21 protein-coding genes and 1 pseudogene are annotated in these 22,117 nt (G+C 74.6%); 10 read left to right on the forward strand and 12 right to left on the reverse strand.

The annotated features are described in order from the left end of the window. Positions 1–26: 26 nt before the first annotated feature. The 3 genes from CUD01_RS10505 to CUD01_RS10515 all read right to left on the reverse strand — a co-directional run bounded on the left by CUD01_RS10505 (position 27) and on the right by CUD01_RS10515 (position 2,423). The gene (locus CUD01_RS10505) at positions 27–893 is read right to left on the reverse strand and encodes a glycosyltransferase family 2 protein (protein WP_371860783.1); all 867 of its coding nucleotides are present in this window, start codon (positions 891–893) and stop codon (positions 27–29) included. A 53-nt stretch (positions 894–946) separates the two neighbouring features. Next, a complete protein-coding gene (locus CUD01_RS10510; protein ID WP_243861001.1) occupies positions 947–1,495 on the reverse strand; it encodes a methylated-DNA--[protein]-cysteine S-methyltransferase in 549 nt (182 codons plus the stop codon). Between the two features lie 103 nt (positions 1,496–1,598). Next, entirely contained in the window at positions 1,599–2,423 is an 825-nt protein-coding gene (locus CUD01_RS10515) for a DUF5926 family protein (protein WP_094181643.1), read from the reverse strand. Between the two features lie 366 nt (positions 2,424–2,789). Between CUD01_RS10515 and pgm the strand changes: the two genes are divergently transcribed. Then, positions 2,790–4,472, forward strand: coding sequence for a phosphoglucomutase (alpha-D-glucose-1,6-bisphosphate-dependent) (pgm, locus tag CUD01_RS10520; RefSeq protein ID WP_141320917.1), 1,683 nt, complete (start codon positions 2,790–2,792; stop codon positions 4,470–4,472). A gap of 10 nt (positions 4,473–4,482) precedes the next feature. On the opposite strand, the gene CUD01_RS10525 is transcribed toward pgm, so the two are convergent. Further along, entirely contained in the window at positions 4,483–5,499 is a 1,017-nt protein-coding gene (locus CUD01_RS10525; protein ID WP_141320919.1) for a LacI family DNA-binding transcriptional regulator, read from the reverse strand. A gap of 104 nt (positions 5,500–5,603) precedes the next feature. On the opposite strand from CUD01_RS10525, the gene CUD01_RS10530 reads away from it, so the two are divergent. Genes CUD01_RS10530 through CUD01_RS10540 form a run of 3 tightly spaced genes read left to right on the forward strand, consistent with a single transcriptional unit; the run spans position 5,604 to position 7,748 of the window. After that, positions 5,604–6,860: an MFS transporter gene (locus tag CUD01_RS10530; RefSeq protein ID WP_141320921.1), complete on the forward strand. Its 1,257-nt coding sequence runs from the start codon at positions 5,604–5,606 to the stop codon at positions 6,858–6,860. Continuing rightward, positions 6,857–7,330, forward strand: a complete 474-nt coding sequence (locus CUD01_RS10535) for a helix-turn-helix transcriptional regulator (RefSeq protein ID WP_141320923.1) — start codon at positions 6,857–6,859, stop codon at positions 7,328–7,330. The genes CUD01_RS10530 and CUD01_RS10535 overlap by 4 nt, the downstream gene beginning before the upstream one ends. Before the next feature lie 10 nt (positions 7,331–7,340). Continuing rightward, the gene (locus CUD01_RS10540) at positions 7,341–7,748 is read left to right on the forward strand and encodes a VOC family protein (RefSeq protein WP_094182427.1); all 408 of its coding nucleotides are present in this window, start codon (positions 7,341–7,343) and stop codon (positions 7,746–7,748) included. Positions 7,749–7,761: 13 nt separating this feature from the next. Here CUD01_RS10540 and CUD01_RS10545 read toward each other — a convergent pair whose 3' ends face one another. Further along, on the reverse strand, positions 7,762–8,574 hold the full coding sequence (locus CUD01_RS10545) for a M15 family metallopeptidase (protein ID WP_208405284.1): 813 nt from the start codon (positions 8,572–8,574) through the stop codon (positions 7,762–7,764). 197 nt (positions 8,575–8,771) lie between these two features. On the opposite strand from CUD01_RS10545, the gene CUD01_RS10550 reads away from it, so the two are divergent. Then, a complete protein-coding gene (locus CUD01_RS10550; RefSeq protein WP_141320925.1) occupies positions 8,772–10,094 on the forward strand; it encodes a sensor histidine kinase in 1,323 nt (440 codons plus the stop codon). After that, positions 10,087–10,776, forward strand: coding sequence for a response regulator (locus CUD01_RS10555; RefSeq protein ID WP_141320927.1), 690 nt, complete (start codon positions 10,087–10,089; stop codon positions 10,774–10,776). The genes CUD01_RS10550 and CUD01_RS10555 overlap by 8 nt, the downstream gene beginning before the upstream one ends. Before the next feature lie 9 nt (positions 10,777–10,785). Here CUD01_RS10555 and CUD01_RS10560 read toward each other — a convergent pair whose 3' ends face one another. Beyond that, the gene (locus CUD01_RS10560) at positions 10,786–12,075 is read right to left on the reverse strand and encodes an MFS transporter (protein WP_141320929.1); all 1,290 of its coding nucleotides are present in this window, start codon (positions 12,073–12,075) and stop codon (positions 10,786–10,788) included. A gap of 181 nt (positions 12,076–12,256) precedes the next feature. Here CUD01_RS10560 and CUD01_RS10565 point away from each other — a divergent pair, with 181 nt between their 5' ends. Then, complete coding sequence (locus tag CUD01_RS10565) at positions 12,257–12,547, forward strand: YtxH domain-containing protein (RefSeq protein ID WP_094181635.1); 291 nt, start codon at positions 12,257–12,259, stop codon at positions 12,545–12,547. Between the two features lie 97 nt (positions 12,548–12,644). On the opposite strand, the gene CUD01_RS10570 is transcribed toward CUD01_RS10565, so the two are convergent. Together CUD01_RS10570 and CUD01_RS10575 are read right to left on the reverse strand one after the other, a co-directional pair. After that, positions 12,645–13,541, reverse strand: a complete 897-nt coding sequence (locus CUD01_RS10570) for an amidohydrolase family protein (protein ID WP_166772039.1) — start codon at positions 13,539–13,541, stop codon at positions 12,645–12,647. A gap of 188 nt (positions 13,542–13,729) precedes the next feature. Next, positions 13,730–14,584 (reverse strand): universal stress protein, encoded by an 855-nt coding sequence (locus tag CUD01_RS10575; protein ID WP_166772040.1) that lies wholly within the window; start codon positions 14,582–14,584, stop codon positions 13,730–13,732. 250 nt (positions 14,585–14,834) lie between these two features. Here CUD01_RS10575 and CUD01_RS10580 point away from each other — a divergent pair, with 250 nt between their 5' ends. Continuing rightward, on the forward strand, positions 14,835–15,632 hold the full coding sequence (locus tag CUD01_RS10580) for a GTP pyrophosphokinase (protein WP_307722677.1): 798 nt from the start codon (positions 14,835–14,837) through the stop codon (positions 15,630–15,632). Here the strand turns inward: CUD01_RS10580 and CUD01_RS10585 are convergent. Both CUD01_RS10585 and CUD01_RS10590 read right to left on the reverse strand, forming a co-directional pair. Continuing rightward, positions 15,620–18,025 (reverse strand): ATP-binding cassette domain-containing protein, encoded by a 2,406-nt coding sequence (locus tag CUD01_RS10585; protein WP_141320935.1) that lies wholly within the window; start codon positions 18,023–18,025, stop codon positions 15,620–15,622. The two genes, CUD01_RS10580 and CUD01_RS10585, sit on opposite strands and share 13 nt — an antisense overlap. Before the next feature lie 43 nt (positions 18,026–18,068). Then, positions 18,069–19,523 (reverse strand): glycoside hydrolase family 43 protein, encoded by a 1,455-nt coding sequence (locus CUD01_RS10590; RefSeq protein ID WP_244937749.1) that lies wholly within the window; start codon positions 19,521–19,523, stop codon positions 18,069–18,071. 126 nt (positions 19,524–19,649) lie between these two features. Between CUD01_RS10590 and CUD01_RS17125 the strand changes: the two genes are divergently transcribed. Together CUD01_RS17125 and CUD01_RS10600 are read left to right on the forward strand one after the other, a co-directional pair. After that, positions 19,650–20,024: a PfkB family carbohydrate kinase gene (locus tag CUD01_RS17125; protein ID WP_280525820.1), complete on the forward strand. Its 375-nt coding sequence runs from the start codon at positions 19,650–19,652 to the stop codon at positions 20,022–20,024. 17 nt (positions 20,025–20,041) lie between these two features. Next, positions 20,042–20,641, forward strand: a complete 600-nt coding sequence (locus tag CUD01_RS10600) for a sugar O-acetyltransferase (RefSeq protein ID WP_141320939.1) — start codon at positions 20,042–20,044, stop codon at positions 20,639–20,641. Positions 20,642–20,741: 100 nt separating this feature from the next. Here the strand turns inward: CUD01_RS10600 and CUD01_RS10605 are convergent, their stop codons facing one another. Together CUD01_RS10605 and CUD01_RS10610 are read right to left on the reverse strand one after the other, a co-directional pair. Continuing rightward, the gene (locus CUD01_RS10605; protein ID WP_141320941.1) at positions 20,742–21,929 is read right to left on the reverse strand and encodes an ABC transporter permease; all 1,188 of its coding nucleotides are present in this window, start codon (positions 21,927–21,929) and stop codon (positions 20,742–20,744) included. After that, positions 21,926–22,117 (reverse strand): annotated as a pseudogene (locus tag CUD01_RS10610) (ABC transporter ATP-binding protein); the annotation flags it as partial. The gene CUD01_RS10605 and the pseudogene CUD01_RS10610, both read right to left, overlap by 4 nt.

Consider the following 22,117-nt stretch of genomic DNA (forward strand, 5'->3'; position numbering starts at 1 on the left):
GCCGGGAGCGGTCCGCCGGTGCCCGGTCAGCGGTGCGTCGGCGGCTGCTTGGCCGACACCGAGCGACGCACGGCACCCGCCGCGGCCCGCACGCGCCGCGCGTTCACCGCGAGCTGCACGTCGCGGTACTGCGCCGCGCGGTGCAGCTGGCCGCGCAGGTCGCCGCCCGACGGGCGGTGCCGCAGGTCGCACGGCACCTCGACGACGCGGAACCCCTGGCGCAGCAGGTCGATCGTCATGCCGGTCTCCACGCCCCAGCCGTGCGCGAGCGGCGTCGCGGCCTCGAACGCCTCGCGCGTGAGGCAGCGCATGCCGGACAACGGCTGGTTCGGGGTCCAGCCCGTGAGGGACGCGATCGCGCGGCGCGCGGCGCCGACGACGATCCCGCGCCCGCCCGCTCCGGGCTGCGGCGGCAGGTTCGCGATCGCCAGGTCCGTGTGCCCCTCGAGGACGGGCGGCACGAGCGGCGCGGTGTTCACCGCGGTCTCCGCGAGGTCGCCGTCGATGAACAGCAGGACGCGTGCGGGGCGGTCCGGCGCGTCCCGCATCGCGACGACCGCGGCACCGGTCTCCATCGCGGCGGCCTTGCCGCGGTTGTGCGAGTGCCGCACGACGACCGCACCGGCCTCCCGCGCGACGTGCTGCGTGTTGTCCTCCGAGCCGTCGTCGACGACGAGCACGAGGTCGACGTGCGGGATCGCCTTGGCCGAGCGGACGGTCGCCGCGATCCGGCGCGACTCGTCCTTGGCGGGGATGATCACCGCGACCCGCTGACGGACCCGGCTGCCCCGCGCACGGGGCTTGGCGGTCTCCGCCTCGGGGCGCTCGGGGGTGTCGGTCGGGCCGGTCGCGGGCTTGTCGCCAGCGCGGTCGGCCGGGGCGGGGGGCGTCACGGCGCCCAGCCTACTGACGCGCGCGCCGCACGTCAGACCGGTGCGGCCACGCCTCAGAACAACGTGGCCGTGACCGCGGCCGACTCCAGGTCCAGCAGCGCGCGCTTGCGGTCCACGCCCGCCGCGAAGCCGGTGAGCGTGCCGTCCGCGCCGACCACCCGGTGGCACGGCACGACGATCGCGAGGCGGTTGGCCCCGTTCGCGGCGCCGACCGCGCGCGACGACGTGCGCGGGTCGAGCCCGACCGCGGCCGCGAGCGCGCCGTACGTCGTCGTGGTGCCGTACGGGATGCGCCGCAGCCCGTCCCACACCCGCAGCTGGAACGCCGAGCCCTGCGGGCGCAGGGGCAGGTCGAAGTCGCGCAGCCCGCCCGCGAGGTACGCCTCGAGCTGGCGGACCGCCTCGCGCAGGAGCGGGTGGTCGTCGGGCACGACGCGCGTGCTCGTGAGGTCCGCGAACGGGTCGGACGCGCGGTCGCCGGACCGGGTCATGCGCACGTGCGTGACCGCCGCGCCCTCGTCGTCGTCCACCACCCCCACGGACAGCGGTCCGATCGGGCTCGGCACGACCGTGTGCCACGTCATCCCCATCCGGGTCCCCATCCGGCTCACCTCCCGGCCCAGCATGGCCCGTGCCTCCGACACGCCGCGGCCCGGCGGTCTCCTGCGAGGAAGACGGCCGGGCCGGGGCGGACGTGAGGTGTGGTCAGCGCAGCGTGACCTGGCGCGCGACGAGGCCCGCGCGGGCGCGGCGCTCGTTCGCGTCGAGCGGCTCGGTGCTCGCGAGGGCCGCCTCGAAGGCGGGGGCGAACGCGGCGACGGGCTCCTCGAGCTCCTCCGCCTCGGTCCCGCGCGCGAGCTCCCACACCGGCACGACGAGCCCGCTCGAGCGGAAGTAGCCGATGAACTTGCCGCCGGCGAACCCGGACTCACGCTTGGCGTGCAGGCGGGCGAGGCCGTCCAGGACCGTCTGCTCGTCGTGCGGCTGCGCCCAGCGCAGGAACTCCTTGGCGCCCATCCGGCACCAGTAGGCCGACTCGACCGCGGCGACCTTGGCGGTGTCGATGATGCCCGCGTCGGCGTCCTCGATCGCGGCCTCGAGGTCCGCGGTGCGCTCGACGTCCGGCGCGAGCCAGTAGGAGAACGAGTCGTGGACCGTGACCTCGAACGGGACGGACAGGTCCAGCACGTCTTGCAGGCGCGGGCCGGCGTCGGGCAGGCCGGTCGTCTCGATCGCGGTGCCGGGCTCGACGTCGAGCGCCTCGAGCAGCGCGGCTGCGAGGTCGCGGCTCGCGTCGCCCGAGCTCGACGTGGTCTGCAGCGCCAGCAGGACGACGCCGTCGGAGCGGTGCAGCGCGGGCCAGGCCTGCGGCAGGATCGTCGTGACCAGGACGTCCTTGGCGCCGTGCTCCGCGGTGGTGCGGGCCGTCGCCGTCGCCGCGGGGACGACCTCCTTGAGCGCCACCCAGTCGGGCTCACCGGGGAGCCCCTCGAACGGACGCAGCACGAACTCCACAGATCCCTTGGCCATGCCCGCGAGCCTACCGGCCCACCCCCACCCCACCGCCCCTCACCCCGACCCCGCACCTGCTCCGGGTATGCACCCCCAGAGCCGGAGCAACCACGGGCTCGCGCAAGCGCACCCCGCCGAGCCCGCAGACGTGAACTCCGACGAGACCGCGGTTGCTCCGGGTATGCGCGGGCGTAGCCGGAGGAACGACGGGGTCGCGGAGGTGGAGTCGGACGAGGGCGCGGAGGTGGAGTCCGGCGAGGGCGCGGAGGTGGAGTGTGACGAGGGCGCGGATGTGGAGTCCGACGGGGTGGGGGTGGTGGCGTGTGACGTAGGGCGGGGGTTCAGGGGGTGCGGACCCGGGCGCCGGCGAGGTTGGATGGGGGCATGCATCCCCGCGCCGGAACCCCCGCTCTGCCCGAGGACCTCATCGACGTCGACGCGCTCGTCGGCGCGTACTACGACCGCGTGCCGGACCCCACCGACCCGGACCAGCAGGTGGTGTTCGGCACCAGCGGGCACCGCGGCTCGTCGCTGCGGACCGCGTTCAACGAGGCGCACATCGTCGCGATCACCCAGGCGATCGTGGAGTACCGGCGCAGCCAGGGCACGGACGGGCCGCTGTTCATCGGCCGGGACACGCACGGCCTGTCGGAGCCGGCGCAGCGCACCGCGATCGAGGTGCTGGTCGCGAACGACGTCGAGGTGCACGTCGACGCGCGCGACTCGTTCACGCCGACGCCCGCGGTCTCGCTCGCGATCCTGCGGCACAACGGCGCGGGCACGGCCGCCGGCGTGCGCACGCAGGGACCGGGGCTGGCCGACGGCATCGTCGTGACCCCCTCGCACAACCCGCCCGCGGACGGCGGCTTCAAGTACAACCCGCCGCACGGCGGCCCGGCGGGCGGTGAGGCGACCGGCCCGATCGCGGAGCGCGCCAACCAGCTGCTCGCGGACGGCTGGCGCAACGTCCCCCGCGTCCCCTACGAGCGCGCGGTCACCTCCCCGCTCGTGAAGCGGCACGACTACCTCACGGCGTACGTGGACGACCTGGCGAACGTGGTCGACCTGGACGCGATCCGGACGGCAGGCGTGCGGATCGGCGCGGACCCGCTGGGCGGCGCGATGGCGGAGTACTGGGGCGTCATCGGGGAGCGGTACGGGCTGGACCTGACCGTCGTGAACCCCAGCGTGGACCCGCGCTGGCCGTTCATGACGCTCGACTGGGACGGCAAGATCCGCATGGACTGCTCGTCGCCGTACGCGATGGCCTCGCTCGTGAGCCGCATGACCGCGGGCGACGGGCCGGCTCCGTACGACATCGCGACGGGCAACGACGCGGACTCCGACCGGCACGGCATCGTCACGCCCGACGGCGGCCTGATGAACCCGAACCACTACCTCGCGGTGATGATCGACTACCTGTACGGCGGCGCGCGCCCCGGCTGGTCGCCGGACGCGGCGATCGGCAAGACGCTCGTCTCGTCGTCGCTGGTCGACCGGGTGGGCGCCCGGCTGCGGCGCCGCGTGGTCGAGGTGCCCGTGGGGTTCAAGTGGTTCGTGCCCGGGCTGATCGACGGGTCGGTCGGGTTCGGCGGCGAGGAGTCCGCCGGGGCGTCGTTCCTGCGCACCGACGGCACCGTGTGGACCACCGACAAGGACGGCCCGATCGCGTGCCTGCTGGCCTCGGAGATCCTCGCGACGACCGGGCGGTCGCCGTCGGAGCACCACCGCGCGCTCGTCGACGAGCTCGGCGAGTCCTGGTACGCGCGCATCGACGCGGCCGCGACGCGCGACGAGAAGGCCAGGCTCGCGGCCCTGTCGCCCGAGCAGGTGACCGCGACGACGCTCGCGGGCGGCGCTATCACCGCACGGCTGACGCAGGCACCGGGCAACGGGGCGTCGATCGGCGGGCTCAAGGTCGTCACCGACGACGCGTGGTTCGCCGCGCGCCCCTCCGGCACGGAGGACGTCTACAAGATCTACGCCGAGTCGTTCGTGTCCGCCGAGCACCTCGCGCAGGTGCAGGCCGAGGCGAAGGACGTGGTCTCGGCGGCGCTCGCGGACTGAGCGCGGCGGGTCAGGTGGACTCGCGCACGACGAGCGACGCGGGCAGCGTCACCGCGGCGGGTGTCTTGCCGTCGACGACCTCGAGCAGCAGCCGCACCATCTCGGCGCTGATCCGCTCGAACGGCTGACGCATCGTCGTCAGCGGCGGGGTGGTCGCGGCGGCGATGCCCGCGTCGTCGAACCCGGCGACCGCGACGTCGTCGGGCACCGAGCGGCCGGCGTCCGCGAGCGCCAGGAGGGCACCGGACGCCATGAGGTCGTTGGCGGCGAAGACCGCGTCCACGTCCGGGCGGCGCGCGAGCAGCTCGGCGGTCGCGCGGACGCCGGACGAGCGCAGGTAGTCGCCGTGCACGACGAGCGTCTCGTCGTACCGGTCCCCCAGCTCGAGGCGGTACCCCTCGAGTCGGAGGCGGCCGCCCGGCGTGTCCATGGGTCCGGTGATCATCGCGACGCGCTGCCGCCCGGAGTCGAGCAGGTGGCGCGTCATGGTTCGCGCGCCGCCCAGGTCGTCGGCGGCGACGTAGCCGACCTTCTGCTCGAAGCCGAGCGGGATGCCGCACGCGATGGTGGGGATGTCGAGCGCGACGAGCTCGCGCAGCACGGGCGAGCCGGCGTGGGACGAGATGAGCAGCACGCCGTCCACGTGGCCGGCGCCGACGTAGCCGAGCATCTGCTCCTGCTCGTCGGGCGTGCCGGCGACCATGAGCAGCAGCGGCATGCCGCGCGCGGCGAGCTCGGTGGCCGCGCCGCGCAGCAGGATGGAGAAGTTGGGGTCCTCGAACAGCAGGTGCTGCGGCTCGGTGAGCAGGAACGCGACGGAGTTGGACCGGCCGGTCACGAGGCTGCGCGCGTGCTGGTTGGTGGTGTAGCCGGTGGTGCGGATCGCCTCCTGCACCGCCTCGAGCGCCTCCTGGGAGACCCAGTGCCCGCCGTTGAGGACGCGCGAGACCGTCCCGCGCGACACCCCGGCCGCAGCCGCGACGTCGCGGATGGTGGGCCGTCGGCGCGGGTTCCCGGTGGTGTCCATCGGGTAGGCACTCTAGGGCCATGGCCGGGAACGGTCCCAGCCCCTGGGCCGGGTGTCGCGCATCGCGTGCATGGGACGTGGGCGGCGGGTGCGACGATCGTGGGGTGTTCCGGCCGTACCTCGACCTCCTCTCCCGACCTGGAGCCCTCGCCTTCTCGGCCGCGGGCGTCCTCGCGCGCCTGCCGATCTCCATGGTGGGGATCGGCATCGTCCTCGCCGTCTCCGCGATCTACGACTCCTACGCGCTGGCCGGCCGGGTCTCGGCCGTCCTCGTCGTCACGTCCGCGCTGACGGCGCCGCTGATCGCCCGCCTCGTCGACCGGCACGGGCAGGCGCGCGTGATGTTCCCCGCGCTGCTGGTCAGCGGGGTGGGGCTCAGCGCGCTCGTCGCGGCCCTGTCGCTCGAGGCGCCCGAGCCGGTCCTGTACGCGACGGCGGTCGTCGCGGGCGTGACCGGCCAGTTCGGGTCGCTCGTGCGTGCCCGCTGGACGTACCTCCTGAAGCGCGACGCGGACGCGATCCACACCGCGTACTCCCTGGAGTCCGCGCTCGACGAGGTGGTGTTCATCGTCGGCCCCGCCGCCGCGACGCTGCTCGCGACGAGCGTCGACCCGACCGCGGGCATCGTCGTGCCCCTGGTCTCCGCGGTGCTCGGCGGGACATGGTTCCTGCTGCAGCGGCGTACGGAACCGCCGCCCACCCCGCACCACGACTCGACGGGCGGGTCGCTGATCCGCCTGCCCGGGATGCTCGTCGTCGTCCTCGTGTTCCTCGCGCTCGGCGCGATCTTCGGGGCCACCGACGTCTCGACCGTCGCGTTCGCCGAGGAGGCCGGGCGCACGTCCGCCGCGGGGTTCATCCTCGCGGTCTTCGCGGCCGGCTCGCTCGTGTCCGGGCTGCTGTACGGGGCGCGGCGCTGGGCCCAGCCGCTGTGGGCGCGGTTCGGCGTCGGGATGGTCGCGCTCGCCGTCGGGGTGTCGCTGTTCGTGCTGGTGAACTCGTTGTGGGCGCTCGCGGCGGTCATGTTCGTCACCGGGTTCGCGATCGCGCCGACCCTCATCAACGGCAACGGGCTCGTGCAGGAGATCGTGCCGCGCGCGCGCCTGACCGAGGGGCTGACGTGGGTCGGGACGTCGCTCGGGGTGGGTGTGTCGATCGGGTCGTCGATCGCCGGGACCCGGATCGACGCGGACGGCTCGCACGGCGGGTTCCTCGTCGTGGTCGTCGCGGGCGTCGCCGCGCTCGTCGCCACGCTGTCCTCGCTGCGGCCCCTGCGCGCCGGGCACCGTGCCCGGCTGGCCGACGAGCTCGCGAGCGGCCGTCGCGAGGACGCACCCGTCCGGGACACACTGGAACCGTGACGCCGCCCGCCGACCCGCGCCTGCGCGAGCTCGCGCAGCTGCGCCGCGTGCGTGACCGCATCGACCGGGAGTACGCGCAGCCGCTCGACGTCGAGGCGCTCGCGCGCGGCATCGACGTCTCGTCGGGGCACCTCAGCCGCACGTTCCGCGCCGCGTACGGGGAGTCGCCGTACAGCTACCTGATGACGCGGCGCATCGAGCGCGCGATGCACCTGCTGCGGCTCGGCGACCTGAACGTGACGGACGTGTGCTTCGCGGTCGGCTGCCAGTCGTTGGGGACGTTCTCGACGAGGTTCTCCGAGCTGATGGGGATGTCACCCAGCGAGTACCGCCGGCGCGCGGCGGCCGACCCGCACGCCGTGCCCGCGGGCATCCCGAGCTGCCAGGCGCGCCAGGTGCTGCGACCCGTGCGGCGCTCGACCCGCGAACCGGTCAGGAATCGAGAAGCACCCACCGCCCCGCTCTCCTAGCGTGGCTCGCATGACGCTCTTCGTGCACTCCACGTTCCTGCCCGCCGACGACCCGGAGGCCTCGCTCGCGTTCTACCGCGACGTGCTGGGCTTCGAGGTCCGGGGCGACGTCGGCCAGGGGTCGATGCGGTGGATCACCATCGGCTCGCCCGAGCAGCCCGACGTCTCGATCGTGCTGCACCCGCCGGCCGTGGACCCCGGCCTGACCGACGACGAGCGGCGCACGATCGTCGAGCTCATGGCCAAGGGCTCGTACGCGAGCCTGATCCTCGCGACGCACGACCTCGCGGGCACGTTCGAGAAGCTCGCGGCCGCCGGCGCGGAGGTCACGCAGGAGCCCACGGACCAGCCGTGGGGGCTGCGCGACGCCGCCGTGCGGGACCCCGCGGGCAACCACCTGCGCATCAACCAGCTCTGACGCACGCCGGGCGTCACCATCCCGACGACGAGTCGGGCAGGAGCTGCGGGCAGCGGTCCGCACCGTCCGGCATCGCCTCGAAGTGCCAGATCTCGTTGGCGTACACGCGGCACAACCCGTACTCCTGCCCGTGCTCGCCGAGCCAGAGCGCACCCTCCGTCCGCCCGACGTCGATCGCCGTCCCCGCGACGTGCGCGGACCGGTCGGCCGGCAGGACCCACCGGCGCGCCTCGCGCTCGGAGCCGTACCGCTCGACGGCCTCGTCGAACAGCCGCCGCTGCTCGGCCGCGCTGCGCCGCCCCGAGGTGACGACGAGCTCGACGCCCTCGGCCGCCGCGGCGGCGTCGGCGCGCGCGTACCGCCGGGACAGCTCACGGTCGATCCCCGCGGCGGTCAGCTCGTCGACCACCCGGGTGAGCCGCGCCTCGAGGTCGTCGTCGGCCGGTGCGTGCCCGTCACGGCCCCCGTCACGACCCTCGTCGCGCCCCCCGTCGTCCTGCCGACCACCGTCCGGCGAGCCGTCCGCGGCGGTGTCGCCCGACGAGCGCCCGGGCACGGTCGCGGCCGACGGGTCCCCCTGCGACCCGGCGAACGCGTCCTCGGCCCACCGCATGCCGTACCAGGTGGCGACCGCGAGGACGACGACGAGCACCGCGCCGCGGCGACGCCTGCGCCGCGCACCCTCCTGCGCGACGGACGCCGCGAGCGGCCCCGGCACGGCCTGCGGCCGCCCGGACCGTCCCGAGCTCGCGGTCCTCGCAGCGCGCGCAGCGCCCGGTCCGGGAGTCGGGGTCGCGGGCCACTGCGGCCCGGTGCTCGTCGTCATACCGCCAGCCTGTCGGGCGCACCGGGGTGCGGACGTCGGGCCGTGGTCGGGTCGCGTGCCTGGTCAGAGCCCCTCCGAGGGTCGAGACGCCGCCCACCCTGCGGTCCGCGCGGCCGAGCGACCTCCACCCCAGGGTGGAGGTCGGGTCCGCCGCGAGTCTCGTGATCACGGCGCCGCACGGCGCGTACGTTGACGGCATGTCCGCCGAGGTCCGTGCCGTCGCGTCCGGGCACCGCGCCGCGGGCGCGACGGGGTCGCAGGCGGCGCGCGCGCAGCGCCGCGAGGTGCGGCGCCAGGACCTGCAGGTGGCCGCCGCGGCGGGCGCGCTGTGGACCGCGGGGCTCGTCGTCGCCAGCCGGTGGGACTACTGGATCCCGGCGTCGTCGGAGGCGTGGTGGTGCGCGGGCGCCGGCCTGGTCGCGGCGCTGGCCGTACGCCGCTGGGCCGCACGCGCCGGGTTCTGGGCCGTGTCCGGCGGGTACCTGGTGGCGTACTCGCTGGTGCTCGACGGCGGTCGCATGCCGTCGTTCGTCCACGTGATCCCGCTGCTCGTCACGACGTACGCGGTGACGCGCGCGGGTGCGGAGCCGCCCGTGCTCGCGGCGGTCGTGGCCGGCGCGCTCGGGGTGACGCTCCAGGCGGGCGTCGCCAACGCCGCGTGGGGCCTGTCCACGTGGGACTGGCACCCCGCGGTCGACCTGTCGTCGGCCGTGCAGCTCGTCGCGCTCGTCGTCGCGGCGGCGCTGCTCGGTGCGATGGTGCACCGGCTCGCCCGCACGTCCGCGTCCCTCGCGGAGCGCAACGCGCAGCTCGTCGCGCTGCAGGAGGTCCGCGCGCGCGAGGCGGTCGCGGCGGAGCGCACGCGCATCGCACGCGAGCTGCACGACGTCGTGGCGCACCACGTCTCCGCGATCGTGGTGCGCGCGCAGGCCGCGGACCGCGTCGCGGACGCGCAGCCCGACGCGCCACGAGAGGCCGTGCGATGGATCGCCCCGGCCGGCAAGGAGGCGCTCGACGCGATGCGCTCCGTGGTGCGGGTCCTGCGGGCCGCCGACGAGGAGGCCGCCCCGTACGCCCCGACCGCGGGGCTCGACGCGCTGCCCGGGGTGCTCGCGCGTGTGCGTGAGGCGGGCCTCGACGTGCGCGCCACGCTGCCCGACCCGCTGCCGGCGTGCGCGCCGCAGGTCGGGCTCGCGGTGGTGCGTGTCGCGCAGGAGGCGCTGACGAACGTGCTCGTCCACTCCGCCGCCCCGCACGCGACCGTGACCCTCACGCGGTCCGCGACGGACGTCGTCCTGGAGGTCACCGACCCCGGTCCCCCGCGCCCTCCGACCGCCGGGACCGGGCTCGGCGGCAACGGGCTGCTGCACATGCGCGAGCGCGCCGCGGCGGCGGGTGCCTCCGTGGTCGCGGGCGCCCTGCCGGGCGGCGGGTGGCGCGTGCGGCTCGTCGTCCCGCTGGACCGCCTGCCCGAGGACCCGGCGCGGCGAGCGCCCCGACGAGAGGCCGCCGATGCCTGACGTGACCCGCGTGGTCGTCGTGGACGACCAACCCACGATCCGCCTGGGCCTGCGGATGATCCTCGACCACGAGCCGGACGTCGAGGTGGTCGGCGAGGCCGCCGACGGCACCGCCGCGCTCGACGTGGTGCGCGCCGTGCGGCCCGACGTGGCGCTGCTCGACATCCGCATGCCCGGCACCGACGGCGTCGAGGCGACCCGCCTCATCCGCGCGGACCCTGCGCTCGCGGACGTGCGCGTCGTCGTGCTGACGACGTTCGACGACGAGGAGTACGTGACCGGTGCGCTGCGCGCGGGAGCGCACGCGTTCCTGCTCAAGGACGCCGAGCCCGCCGCGCTGGTCGACGCCGTGCACCGCGTGCGCGCGGGCGGTCAGGTGCTCGACCCGAAGGTGACCGGCGTGGTCGTCGAGCAGTGGCGCGCGGCCGCGTCCGCGGCGGCCGCACCCCAGGGCACCGGTGCGGCGGCGACGCTCGTCGCGACCCTCACGCAGCGCGAGCGGGACGTGCTGCTCGCCGTCGCGCGCGGCGGGACCAACCAGGACGTCGCCGACGCGCTCGGCGTGGGCGAGGCGACCGTGAAGGCGCACGTGCACGCGCTGCTGCGCAAGCTGGCGTGCACCACGCGCACGCAGCTCGTCGTCGTCGCGTACGAGTCCGGGCTGGTGACGGTCGGCGGCTGAGCCGCGCCCTCAGGCCGGGACCGACATGACGCGACGCGCGTCGTACCGCCAGAACGTGCGCTGCGTGCGGACCAGCACCCACAGCGCCGCGACGCACGCCAGCCCGCCGATCACGACGGCCCACCCCTCGCCCACCGCGGACGACATCGACCCGATCACGAGGTCCCCGAGCCGCGGGCCACCCGCGACCACGACGATGAACACGCCCTGCAGCCGGCCGCGCATGTCGTCGGGCGTCGCGGTCTGCAGGATCGTCTGCCGGAAGATCGCGCTCACCTCGTCGGACGCGCCCGCCGCGACGAGCGTCAGGCACGCGATCGCGAGCGCACCCCACAGCACGTGCCCGGGACGGTCCCGCCCCACGACGACGAGCACCAGCCCGAACGCGACGACGGACGCACCCCAGCCGGTGATCGCCCACGTGATCACGCGGCCCTGCCACCGCACGCGCGCCAACCCGCCCGACAGCAGCCCCGACGTCACCGCCCCCACCGCGAGCGCCGCGGTGAGGATGCCGGTCGTCGTCTCGCCGCCGCCCAGGTACCAGATGCCGACCGCGGGGAACACGACGCGCGGCATCGCCAGGACCATCGCGCACAGGTCCACCAGGAACGTCATCCGCACGTCCGGCTGCGTCCCCAGGTAGCGCAGCCCGTCGACCACCGAGCCGATCCCCACCCGCTGCCGCCGGTTCTCCGACGGCTCCGGCAGCACCGGCGGCAGCTGGAGCACCGCCCCCAGCGCGAACGTGAACAAGACCGCGTCCACCGTGTACGCCAGCCCGTAGTCGACCGCCGCGAGCACCGCGCCCAGCAACGGCCCCACCGTCAGCGCCACCTGGAAGCCGATGGTCTGCAACGCGTTCGCCGCCGGCATCAGCCGCGGCTCCAGCAGCCGCGGGATGATCGCCGACCGCGCCGGCGAGTTCACCGCGTTCGCACCCGACTGCACCGCCGTCAGCCCGTACAGCAGCCCCACGTGCTCGTTGCCCGCCCAGCCCTGCACCGCGAGCACCATGATCGCCACCCACGACACCACCGAGGCGACCAGCGCGACCTTGCGCCGGTCGTAGTGGTCGACGATCGCACCGCCGTACAGCCCGAACACGACCAGCGGCACCAGCGCGAACATCCCCAGCACGCCGACCGAGAGCGTCGAGCCCGTGATCCCGTACACCTGCAGCCCGACCGCGACGACCGTCAGCTGCGTCCCCAGGTTCGCCACCGACAGGCCCAGCCACAGACGCCGGAAGTCGGGACTGATCCGCAGGGGCGTCGTGTCGACGACGAGAGACCTCACCAACTCACTCTAGGCACCGACCCACCACCCCTGCGGACACCGCCATCGGGCGTGCACCGCCACGGGGTCGGGCCCGCTCGTGCGGCGGTCGGTGTCGCCGCGCGCGGGACCGGTGCGGTGGTTAGGGTCGGATGGTTCGCGCGGCGCTCGGTCGCGGCGGCGGTCTTCAGGAGGTGGTCGTGTGAGCGGGAGGATCGGCACGTTCGTCGTCGGCGTCGGCTTCGGGTACCTGCTGGCAACACGCAAGGGCCGCGACCTGCTGGGCAAGGCGGGCGAGAAGGCCGGCGAGGCGTGGCGCCACCCGAAGGTGCAGGGCGTCGTCAAGGACGTCGAGGAGCAGGCGCTCGACTTCGCGAAGCAGCAGGGCGTCGCGCTGAAGGACAAGGCGGTCGACGCGGCACGGTCCGCGACGGGCCGCTCGGCCGACGAGCCGTCGGTGGTCGTCGAGCCGGAAACGCCGTACAGCATCTAACCGTCCAGCACCCGGCCGTCCCGCACCCGGCCGTCCCGCACCCGGCCGTCCCGCACCCGGCCGTCCAGCGGACGGCCGCCGACCGTCCGACGGGCGCTCAGCTGGTGACGCGCGCGAGCCCGTAGACGTCGGACGCGGTCCCGGCGCGGACGTCGTGCAGGTCGTCGTGGCCCAGCGCGGCCTGCAGGGCCGCGTCGACCGCGACGCACGCGACCGCGGGCCCGCCGTGCAGGAGCGAGACGGGCCAGGCCGAGCCGAGCATGAGCCGGCGTGGTCCGAACAGCTCGAGCGCGACGTCGACGACCTCGCGCACCTGGTCGGCGTACTCGCGGCCGGGCACGCCGCGCGGGAAGAGCCCGGACAGCTTCGCGACGACGCCGGGGTGCTGCGCGACGGGTGCGAGCAGCGCGCGCCAGTGCGCGAGGGCGTCCGCGTCGCCGAGCGGCGGGCGGCCGAGGTGGTCGACGACGAAGCGCAGGCCCGGGTGCCGCTCGACCACCGCGGGCAGCTGCGCCAGGCCGTCGGGCGTCGTCACGAGGCACTCGTAGGCAAGCCCCAGGGCGTCGACCACCGCGAGGCCGGCGTCGGTCTCGGGGCGTGTGAGCCAGGCCGCGCCCTCGTCGCGGTGCTGCATGGTGCGCACCCCGACGACGCGCGTACCGGCGTCCGCCGCGATCACACCGGCTCGCTCGACCTCGCCCTCGACGAGCTCGGGCCGGTCGACCGGCGCCCACACGACGAGCCCGGCGACGCGCGGCTCGTCGGCGGCGACGTCGGCCATGACCTCGACGTCGCGCGGGTCGTCGGCGGCCTGCACGAGCACCGCACGCACGTGCTCGCCACGGTCGCAGGCCTCGAGCTCGTGCTCGTCGTCGAGGTGCGCGGCCAGGTCCGGGTAGCCGAACGTGCCGACGAGCGGGCCCATGCTCGGCCGCAGCCACGGGTACCGGACCCGGGCGGGGTCCCACACGTGGGCGTGCGTGTCGACGATCACGTGATCACCTGGTCCTGTCCGTGCCGGTCGGCGTGCTGCCACCGGCGGACGCGGGGTACGCGAGGCCTCGTCGCCTCGTCACCGCCCCTGACCGGTGAACGACTGGCGTGATCCTGACATACCGGACGGCCGGATGGTAGTGCCGCGGCGGCGCCCGTCGAAGCGCTTGCGCAGGCCGGCCGCTCGTCTCACTCGTGCAGCGTCGCGCGTCCCACCAGCACCGAGCACGGCGCGTGGTGCACCACGGCCTGCGCGGTCGAGCCGAGCACCGCCCGGCGCAGCCCACCCAGGCCCCGCGTGCCCACGACCACCAGGTCCGGCTCGATCTTGTCGATCATCCCCAGGATCGTCGGGCGCACGTCGAACGTCACCGTCATGGGCACCGCGCCGACGAGCAGCGTGCGGACCTCGCCGGCACCCGCCTCGCGCAGCACGTGGGCCGCCGCGGTCATCGCGTCGCTCTCGTGTGCCTCGAGCGTGTCCACACCGAGCACCGTGACGTGCGTGCCGTGCAGCAGCGGCAGCGCCGCGAGCGTGCGCACCGCGTCGGTCGCGTCCGGCGAGCCGTCCGCGCACACCAGCACGTGCCGCACCGGCTCCGTGCCGCGCGCCACGAGCACCGGGGTCAGCGGGCGGTGCGAGGACACGAGCCACTCGGCCGTGCTGCCCAGCCCGAGCCGCTTGAGCAGCCCGCGCCCGCGCGGGCCCACGACCACGAGGTCGGCGTCGTCGTACCCGTCGAGGACCACGCGCGGGTCCGCCTCCGCGACCAGGTGCTCGACGTGGTTGCCCGGCAGCTCGCGCGGTGGCTCCGGGCTCCACGCGTGCGGCAGCGCGCGCTCACCCGGCGCCTCGTCGGAACGCGGCCGCGCCGTCACGGCGGTCACCCGCCACCCCGGCCACGGCTGCGCCGCGACCCAGCCCCACAACGTCGCCGACGCCTCACCCCGGTCGTCACCGACGACGAGCCATCCGGGTCCGGGAGCGGCACCCGCCCGTGTCGAGTCGGCCTGGGTCTGCGTCACCCTCTGCTCGGTGGTCATGGCCCCCACGTCCTCGTCGAACAGCCGCGCACCGGCAGTCGGCGGGCTGACGGCTCGGGGCCGACGCGCGGTGCTGCTCACCTCCGGCATACCACGGTCACGGCCCGAGCGCGTGGGTCCTTGATCCCGTTCGTCGGACCTCGTCCTGGCGCGGGGCCGACGACGACCGCCGGGACCTTCTGCGGCACTCGTCGACAGCCGCGCTCGTTAGCGTGGGGGACGACGAACCACGCCCCGCCCTGGAGGACCCGTGCCCGCCCCGCACCCCCACGAGCTGCAGACGCAGGTCGAGACCCGACTGCGCGACCTGGCGGGCCGCACCGGGGTCACCGTCGACGCGGGCGAGGTGTTCGCCCGCCTGCGCGAGGTGGGCGACGAGTTCCAGCGGCTGCAGATGTACTACCAGTTCGGGATCGACGAGGTCTCGACGAAGATCGCGATCCTGCGTGACGAGTTCGCGACGATGTACGACTACAACCCGATCGAGCACGTCCGCTCGCGTCTGAAGTCCCCGGACAGCCTGCTCAGCAAGGCGCTGCGGCAGGGTGTGGACCTCACGGTCCCCGCGATCCGGGCGAGCATCCGGGACATCGCCGGCATCCGGATCACCTGCTCGTTCGTCTCCGACGTCTACTGGATCGCGCAGATGCTCAGCGCGCAGCCCGACCTCACCGTGCTCACGACGAAGGACTACATCGCGAACCCGAAGCCGAACGGGTACCGCTCGCTGCACCTCATCGTCCAGGTGCCGGTGTTCCTGTCCCGGCACACCGAGCACATCCCCGTCGAGCTGCAGATCCGCACGATCGCCATGGACTTCTGGGCGAGCATGGAGCACAAGCTCCGCTACAAGTACTCCGCGGACATGCCGGCCCACCTGCGCGCCGAGATCGACGACGCGGCCCGGGTGGCCGCCGACCTCGACGCACGCATGAGCCGCCTGCGCGACGAGGTCCGCCCGAACCCGACCGACGACCTCACCGACGGCGCACCCGGCGCGCCGGGCGACGCCGGCACGGCCGGGCACCTCGGCACCTACCTGGTCTGAGCCCCCGCCCCGACGTACCGGGCGAGGTGCTCGCCCGTCAGCGTCGAGGCGTCCGCGACGAGCGCGGCGGGCGTGCCCTCGAACACCACGCGACCACCGTCGTGGCCCGCGCCCGGGCCGAGGTCGATGATCCAGTCCGCGTGCGCCATGACCGCCTGGTGGTGCTCGATCACGACCACCGACTTGCCCGAGTCGACCAGCCGGTCCAGCAGCGCGAGCAGCTGCTCGACGTCCGCGAGGTGCAGCCCCGACGTGGGCTCGTCGAGCACGTAGACGCCCCCGTCGGTGCCCATGTGCGTCGCGAGCCTGAGGCGCTGACGCTCGCCGCCGGACAGGGTCGTCAGCGGCTGTCCCAGGCTCAGGTAGCCGAGCCCGACGTCGACGAGCCGGTCGAGGATCTTGTGCGCGGCGGGGGTGCGCGCGTCGCCCGCGGCGAAGAACTCCTCGGCCTCCGCGACCGGCATGTCGAGCACGTCGGCGATGTTCCGCCCGCCGAGCGTGTACTCGAGCACCGCGGCCTGGAACCGCCGCCCCTCGCACTCCTCGCACGGCGTGGTGACGCCGCCCATCATCGCGAGGTCCGTGTAGATCACGCCCGCGCCGTTGCACGCGGGGCACGCACCCTCGGAGTTCGCGCTGAACAGCGCGGGCTTGACCCCGTTGGCCTTCGCGAACGCCTTGCGGATCGACTCGAGCAGCCCCGTGTACGTCGCGGGGTTGCTGCGGCGCGAGCCGCGGATGGCCGACTGGTCGATCTCCACGACGTCGTCCCGCCGGCCGAGCGAGCCGTGGATGAGCGAGCTCTTGCCGGACCCGGCCACGCCCGTGACCACGACGAGCACGCCGAGCGGGACGTCCACGTCCACGTCCTGCAGGTTGTGCGTGCTCGCACCACGGATCTCGATCGCGCCCGTCGACGTGCGGACCTCGTCCTTGAGGCGCGCACGGTCGTCGAGGTGCCGCCCGGTGAGCGTCCCGGACCTGCGCAGCGCCTCGACCGTGCCCTCGAAGCACACCTGCCCGCCCGCCGAGCCCGCGCGCGGGCCCAGGTCGACCACGTGGTCGGCGATCTCGATCGACTCCGGCTTGTGCTCCACGACGAGCACGGTGTTGCCCTTGTCCCGCAGCTGGAGCAGGAGGTCGTTCATGCGCTGCACGTCGTGCGGGTGCAGGCCGATCGTCGGCTCGTCGAACACGTACGTCACGTCGGTGAGCGACGAGCCGAGGTGCCGGATCATCTTGGTGCGCTGCGCCTCGCCGCCGGACAACGTGCCCGCCGGCCGGTCGAGGCTGAGGTAGCCGAGGCCGATGTCGACGAACGAGTCGAGCGTCTCGGTCAGCGACGTCAGCAGGGGTGCGAGGGACGGCTCGTCGATGCCGCGCACCCACTGCGCCAGGTCGCTGATCTGCATCGCGCACGCGTCGGCGATCGAGACGCCCCCGATGGTCGACGAGCGCGCGGTCTCGTTGAGCCGGGTGCCGTGGCACTCGGGGCACGTGGTGAACGTGACCGCACGGTCGACGAACGCGCGGATGTGCGGCTGCATCGCCTCGCGGTCCTTGGACAGGAACGACTTCTGGATGCGCGGGACCAGGCCCTCGTACGTGACGTTGATGCCCTCGACCTTGATCCGCACCGGCTCCTTGTAGAGCAGGTCGTCGAGCTCCTTCTTGCTGTACTCCCCGAGCGGCTTGTCGGGGTCGAAGAACCCGGACTCGCGGAAGATCCGGCCGTACCAGCCGTCCATCGTGTAGTTCGGGATCGTGAGGGCGCCCTCGTTGAGCGACCTGCTCGCGTCGAACAGCGCCGTGAGGTCGAAGTCCGTGACCGAGCCCATCCCCTCGCAGCGCGGGCACATGCCGCCGAGCTGCGTGAACGAGCGCCGCTCGGTCTTCGCCCCGTGCGCGCCCTCGACCGTGACGGCACCGCCGCCGCGCACGGTCGGGATGTTGAACGCGAACGCCTGCGACGAGCCGATGTACGGCTGCCCGAGACGCGAGAACAGGATGCGCAGCTTCGCGTTGACGTCCGTCGCGGTGCCGACCGTCGAGCGCGAGTTCGCGCCCATGCGCTCCTGGTCGACGATGATCGCCGTGGTCAGCCCTTCCAGGACGTCCACGTCCGGGCGCGGCAGGTTCGGCATGAAGCCCTGCACGAACGCCGGGTAGGTCTCGTTGATCATGCGCTGCGACTCGGCCGCGATCGTGCCGAACACGAGCGAGCTCTTGCCCGAGCCGGACACGCCCGTGAACACCGTGAGCCGCCGCTTGGGCAGGTCGACGTCCACGTCCTTGAGGTTGTTCTCGCGCGCGCCGCGCACGCGGATGAGGTCGTGGCTGTCCGCCGCGTGGCGAGTCGCGTCGTCGGTGACGCGGTCCCGGGTGCTCGTCATGCGGTCACGCTAACGGGCGCGTCCCACACTCCTCGAGCGCGCGTCACAGGTACCAGTCGGGACCCATCGCCTCGTCGTGCCCCCGGTACTCGAACGACCGCACGGTCAGCGTCCCGCGCTCCGCGACCGGCCCGACCATGCGACCCGTGAACCCGCCCGCGACCTCGGTGGACAGGTACCGCCCGTCGAGCCGGCCCAGCTCGCGGCGGCCCTGCGCGTCCTCGACCGCCGCGACGATCTCGTCCGGCCCACGCCGGATGTCGAACCGCCCCTTCGGGGACGGGCGCACCGCGACCTCCAGCAGCGCGTCGTCGTCGACCTCCGCCTCGCCGAGCACCGACGTGAGCGTGCCCACGCGTGCGACCGCGCGCACCCGCGAACCCTCGACCTCGAGCGTCACCGCGTGCTGCGGGTCCATCCGCACCTCGAGCCCGCCGACGACGCCGGGCCCCGCCTCGACACGGGCGTGCGCGACCACCACCTCGTGCTCCTGCCGCCGCCCGACGAACGTGCGCCCCGCCGGCTGCGCCGACAGCTCCCACGCCTCGCCCGCGCGCCGCAGCACCTCGTCGGGGAACACGTGCGCCCCCACCCACGAGTCCGCGGGACCGCGCTCGCGGAGCGGCGCGACCTCGTCGGGCTCGATGGGCTCCCCCACGACCGGCCACCCGTCGACCCACGTCACCTCGACCGCGAACGTCTCGCGGCCCCGCACGTGGAACGCCGGGAAGTAGCCGCGCGGCCGCACCCCGAGGAACACCATCGCCCACGAGCCGTCCGGCCGCTGGACCAGGTCCGCGTGCCCCGTGCTGCGCACCACACCACCCGTGCTGCGCGCCGTCAGGACCGGGTTGCCCGGGTACGGCTCCCACGGGCCGGACGGCGAGGGGCCGCGCGCGATCGTCTCCATGTGCCCCGCGGCGGTGCCGCCCTCCGCGGCCATCAGGTACCACCGGCCGTCCACCCGGTACAGGTGCGGGCCCTCGACGTGCTCGCCGCCCGTGCCCTCCCACACCAGGCGCGGCTCGGTCAGCAGCTCGCCCGTCGCCGGGTCCAGCACCGCCTGGCGCAGGCCCTGGTCGCACCACGTGAGGTAGCACGTGCCGTCCTCGTCCCACGCCAGGTCCGGGTCGATGCCGCCCGCACCCTCGATGCGGACCGGCGCGCTCCACGGCCCCGCGGGGTCGTCCGCCGTGACCAGTAGGTGGCCCGGACCGTCCGAGACGTTCGTCGTGACCATCCAGAACCGGCCGTCGTGGTGCCGCAGCGTCGGGGCGTAGATGCCACCCGACGGGTTCGCGTCCGCGACCTTCAGCTGTTCCGGCGTGTGCAGCGCGTGGCCCACCGGTGTCCAGGTCAGCAGGTCGTCGGAGGTGAAGATCGGCACCCCCGGCGCGTACTCGAAGCTCGAGCACGCGAGGTAGTAGGTGTCCCCCACCCGGCACACGGAGGGGTCGGGGTGGAAGCCCGGGATCACGGGACGCGACGGCAGCGGCACGGCGACCACCCTGCCACGGCAGCACGCGGACGTGGGTGGAGAAACGCTCACCTGGCAAGCGTTTCTCCACCCACTAACCTGACCCCGGGCGCGGGCGGGCCCGGGGGGGGTGGGTCGGGCTCGGTCGTGGGCGGAGGGGCCGATCCACTCGTCGTGAACGAGCACGAGGCCGCGACGCTCCTGGGCCGCGCGCTCGACTCCCCCGCCGCGGCGGCGCGCGAGCTCCGCGGGCTCGGCGTGCGGTCCGTCGTCGTCACGCTCGGCGCCGCGGGGCTCGTCGGGCACGACGAGCACGGCGCCTGGTCACAGCCCGCCCGGCACGTCACGCCCGTCGACACGACCGGAGCCGGCGACGCGTTCGCCGGCGCGCTCGCCGCCCGCGTCGCGGCAGGTCACGGGCTGCGCGAGGCGTCCGCCCACGCGACGCGCGTCGCGGCATACTCGGTCACCCGCCTCGGCGCGCAGCCGTCCTACCCCGGACCGGCCGACCCGCTGCCCTGAGCCCACCGGAGACCGTCATGGACCTCGACGCGCAGCGCCGCCACATCCTCACAGGCGCGATGTACGACGACCTCACCCCCGAGCTCGTCGCCGCCCGTGAGCGGGCCGTGCTCGCCACCGACCGGTACAACGCCGCGTTCGGCCGGCCGCCGCACGAGCGCCTCGCGCTGCTGCGTGCGCTGCTCGGCTCGGCCGGCGAGGGTGCGCACCTCGAACCCACGTTCCGGTGCGAGTTCGGGTTCAACATCCGCGTCGGTCGGAACTTCTACGCGAACTTCGACTGCGTGATGCTCGACGGCGGCGGCATCACCATCGGCGACGACGTGCTGCTCGGCCCGCGCGTCGGCATCTTCACCTCCAACCACGCGCTCGACCCCGCCGAGCGCGCCGCGGGCGCCTGCTACGCGCGGCCCGTCACCATCGGCTCACGCGTGTGGGTCGGTGGGCACGTCACCATCAACCCGGGCGTGACCATCGGCGACGGCGCCGTGATCGGCTCGGGCAGCGTCGTCACCCGCGACGTCCCGCCGAGCACGGTCGCGGCCGGTGTCCCGGCCCGCGTCCTGCGCGCGATCACCGACGCCGACCGCACGGGCTACACCCCCACCCACCTCTGACTTAGGACGACGGGTGGAGAAGGTCGCGCCACGCCAGACGTCCTCCACACGACGTGGCGCCGGCGGCCCCCGAGCCTCCTCGGCCCCCTGAGCTGGGCCGTCAGTCGGCGCGGACCGCCTGGGCGGGCTCGACCGCGGCCGCCCGCAGCGCGGGGTAGAGCGACGACACGACGCCCGCGACGAGCCCGATCGTCGGCCCGAGGAGGGCCGACACCGGGTTCACGGACGCCGTCCAGCCGTTGACGGCGGCCACCACGACGACCGCGACGGCCGCGAGCGCGCTCCCCGTCACCCCGCCGACCGCACCACTGAGCGCGCCCTCGGTCCAGAACATCGCCGCCACGCGGGCGCGCGACGCGCCGATCGCGCGGCGCAACCCGATCTCGCCGGTGCGGGACATCACCGACACGACCATGGCGTTCCCGATGAGCAGGACGGTCAGCGCGAGCAGCAGGGCACCTACCCAGGCGGCGAGCCGGTCGAGCTGGGTCGACACGCCGGTGCGGAGCGCGGAGACGTCGACGACCTGCGACGACGCGAGGTCCTGGGGCGCGTCCGGGCGCACCGCGAGCCGGACCACGTCCGCGACGACGGTTCCCGCACCCGGGGCGCTGCGGACCGTCATCGTGGTCGCGACGTCGCTGCCCGCGATGCCGACCGCGAGGCGGTACGGGATCGCGACGACGTCGGTGAGCGTCGCGTCACCGCTGTCGTCGAGGAACCCGACGACCTGGAACGGCTCGCCGTTCACCCGGATCGTGAGGCCCGTCGGGTCGAGCGTGGGAGGCACGTCGAGAGCCTCCGCCGCGTCCAGGCCGAGCAGCGCGACGGGTTGCGCGCCGTCGAGCATCCACGCGGCGCGGTGCGGGGCCCGCACGGCCTCCAGGTACCCGGAGGTCAGCCCGGCCACCGTCACCCCGGCGACCGGTTCGGTGCGCTCGGCGCGGGTCACGGTCACCGTCGTGACCTCGCCCGGTTCGAGGCGCTGCCCCGCGGCGTCGACGAGGTCGACCGCGGCGACGCGGGCCGAGGCGTCGTCGGGGAACAGCGGGTCGTCGGCCGTGGCCTGCACGCCCGACGACGCGACGACCGAGATGAGGTCCAGCGTCGAGGCCGCCATGTCGGCGTCGACCTGCCGTGCCGCGACCGTCGAGATCCCGACGGCCGACAGGAGCGTGCCGGTGCTCATCGCGACCGCCGCGATCATCAGCGCGGTGCGGGCGCGGCGGGCGTGCATCTCGACGGCGACATCGGCCAGCACGTCCCGCACGGTCGCCCAGCGACTCACCACCGCACCCCTTTCTCGAGCCGTCCCGCGCGCAGCCGCACGGTCCGGTCCGCCCAGGCGGCGATGCGGTCGTCGTGCGTGATGACCAGCACCGCGACGCCTGCGGCCGCCTGCTCGTCGAACAGCGCAAGGACGTTCTCGGCGTTCTGCGGGTCGAGGCTGCCCGTCGGCTCGTCGGCGAGGACGAG

This window comes from Cellulomonas uda, assembly GCF_006538705.1.
Classification (GTDB): domain Bacteria; phylum Actinomycetota; class Actinomycetes; order Actinomycetales; family Cellulomonadaceae; genus Cellulomonas; species Cellulomonas uda.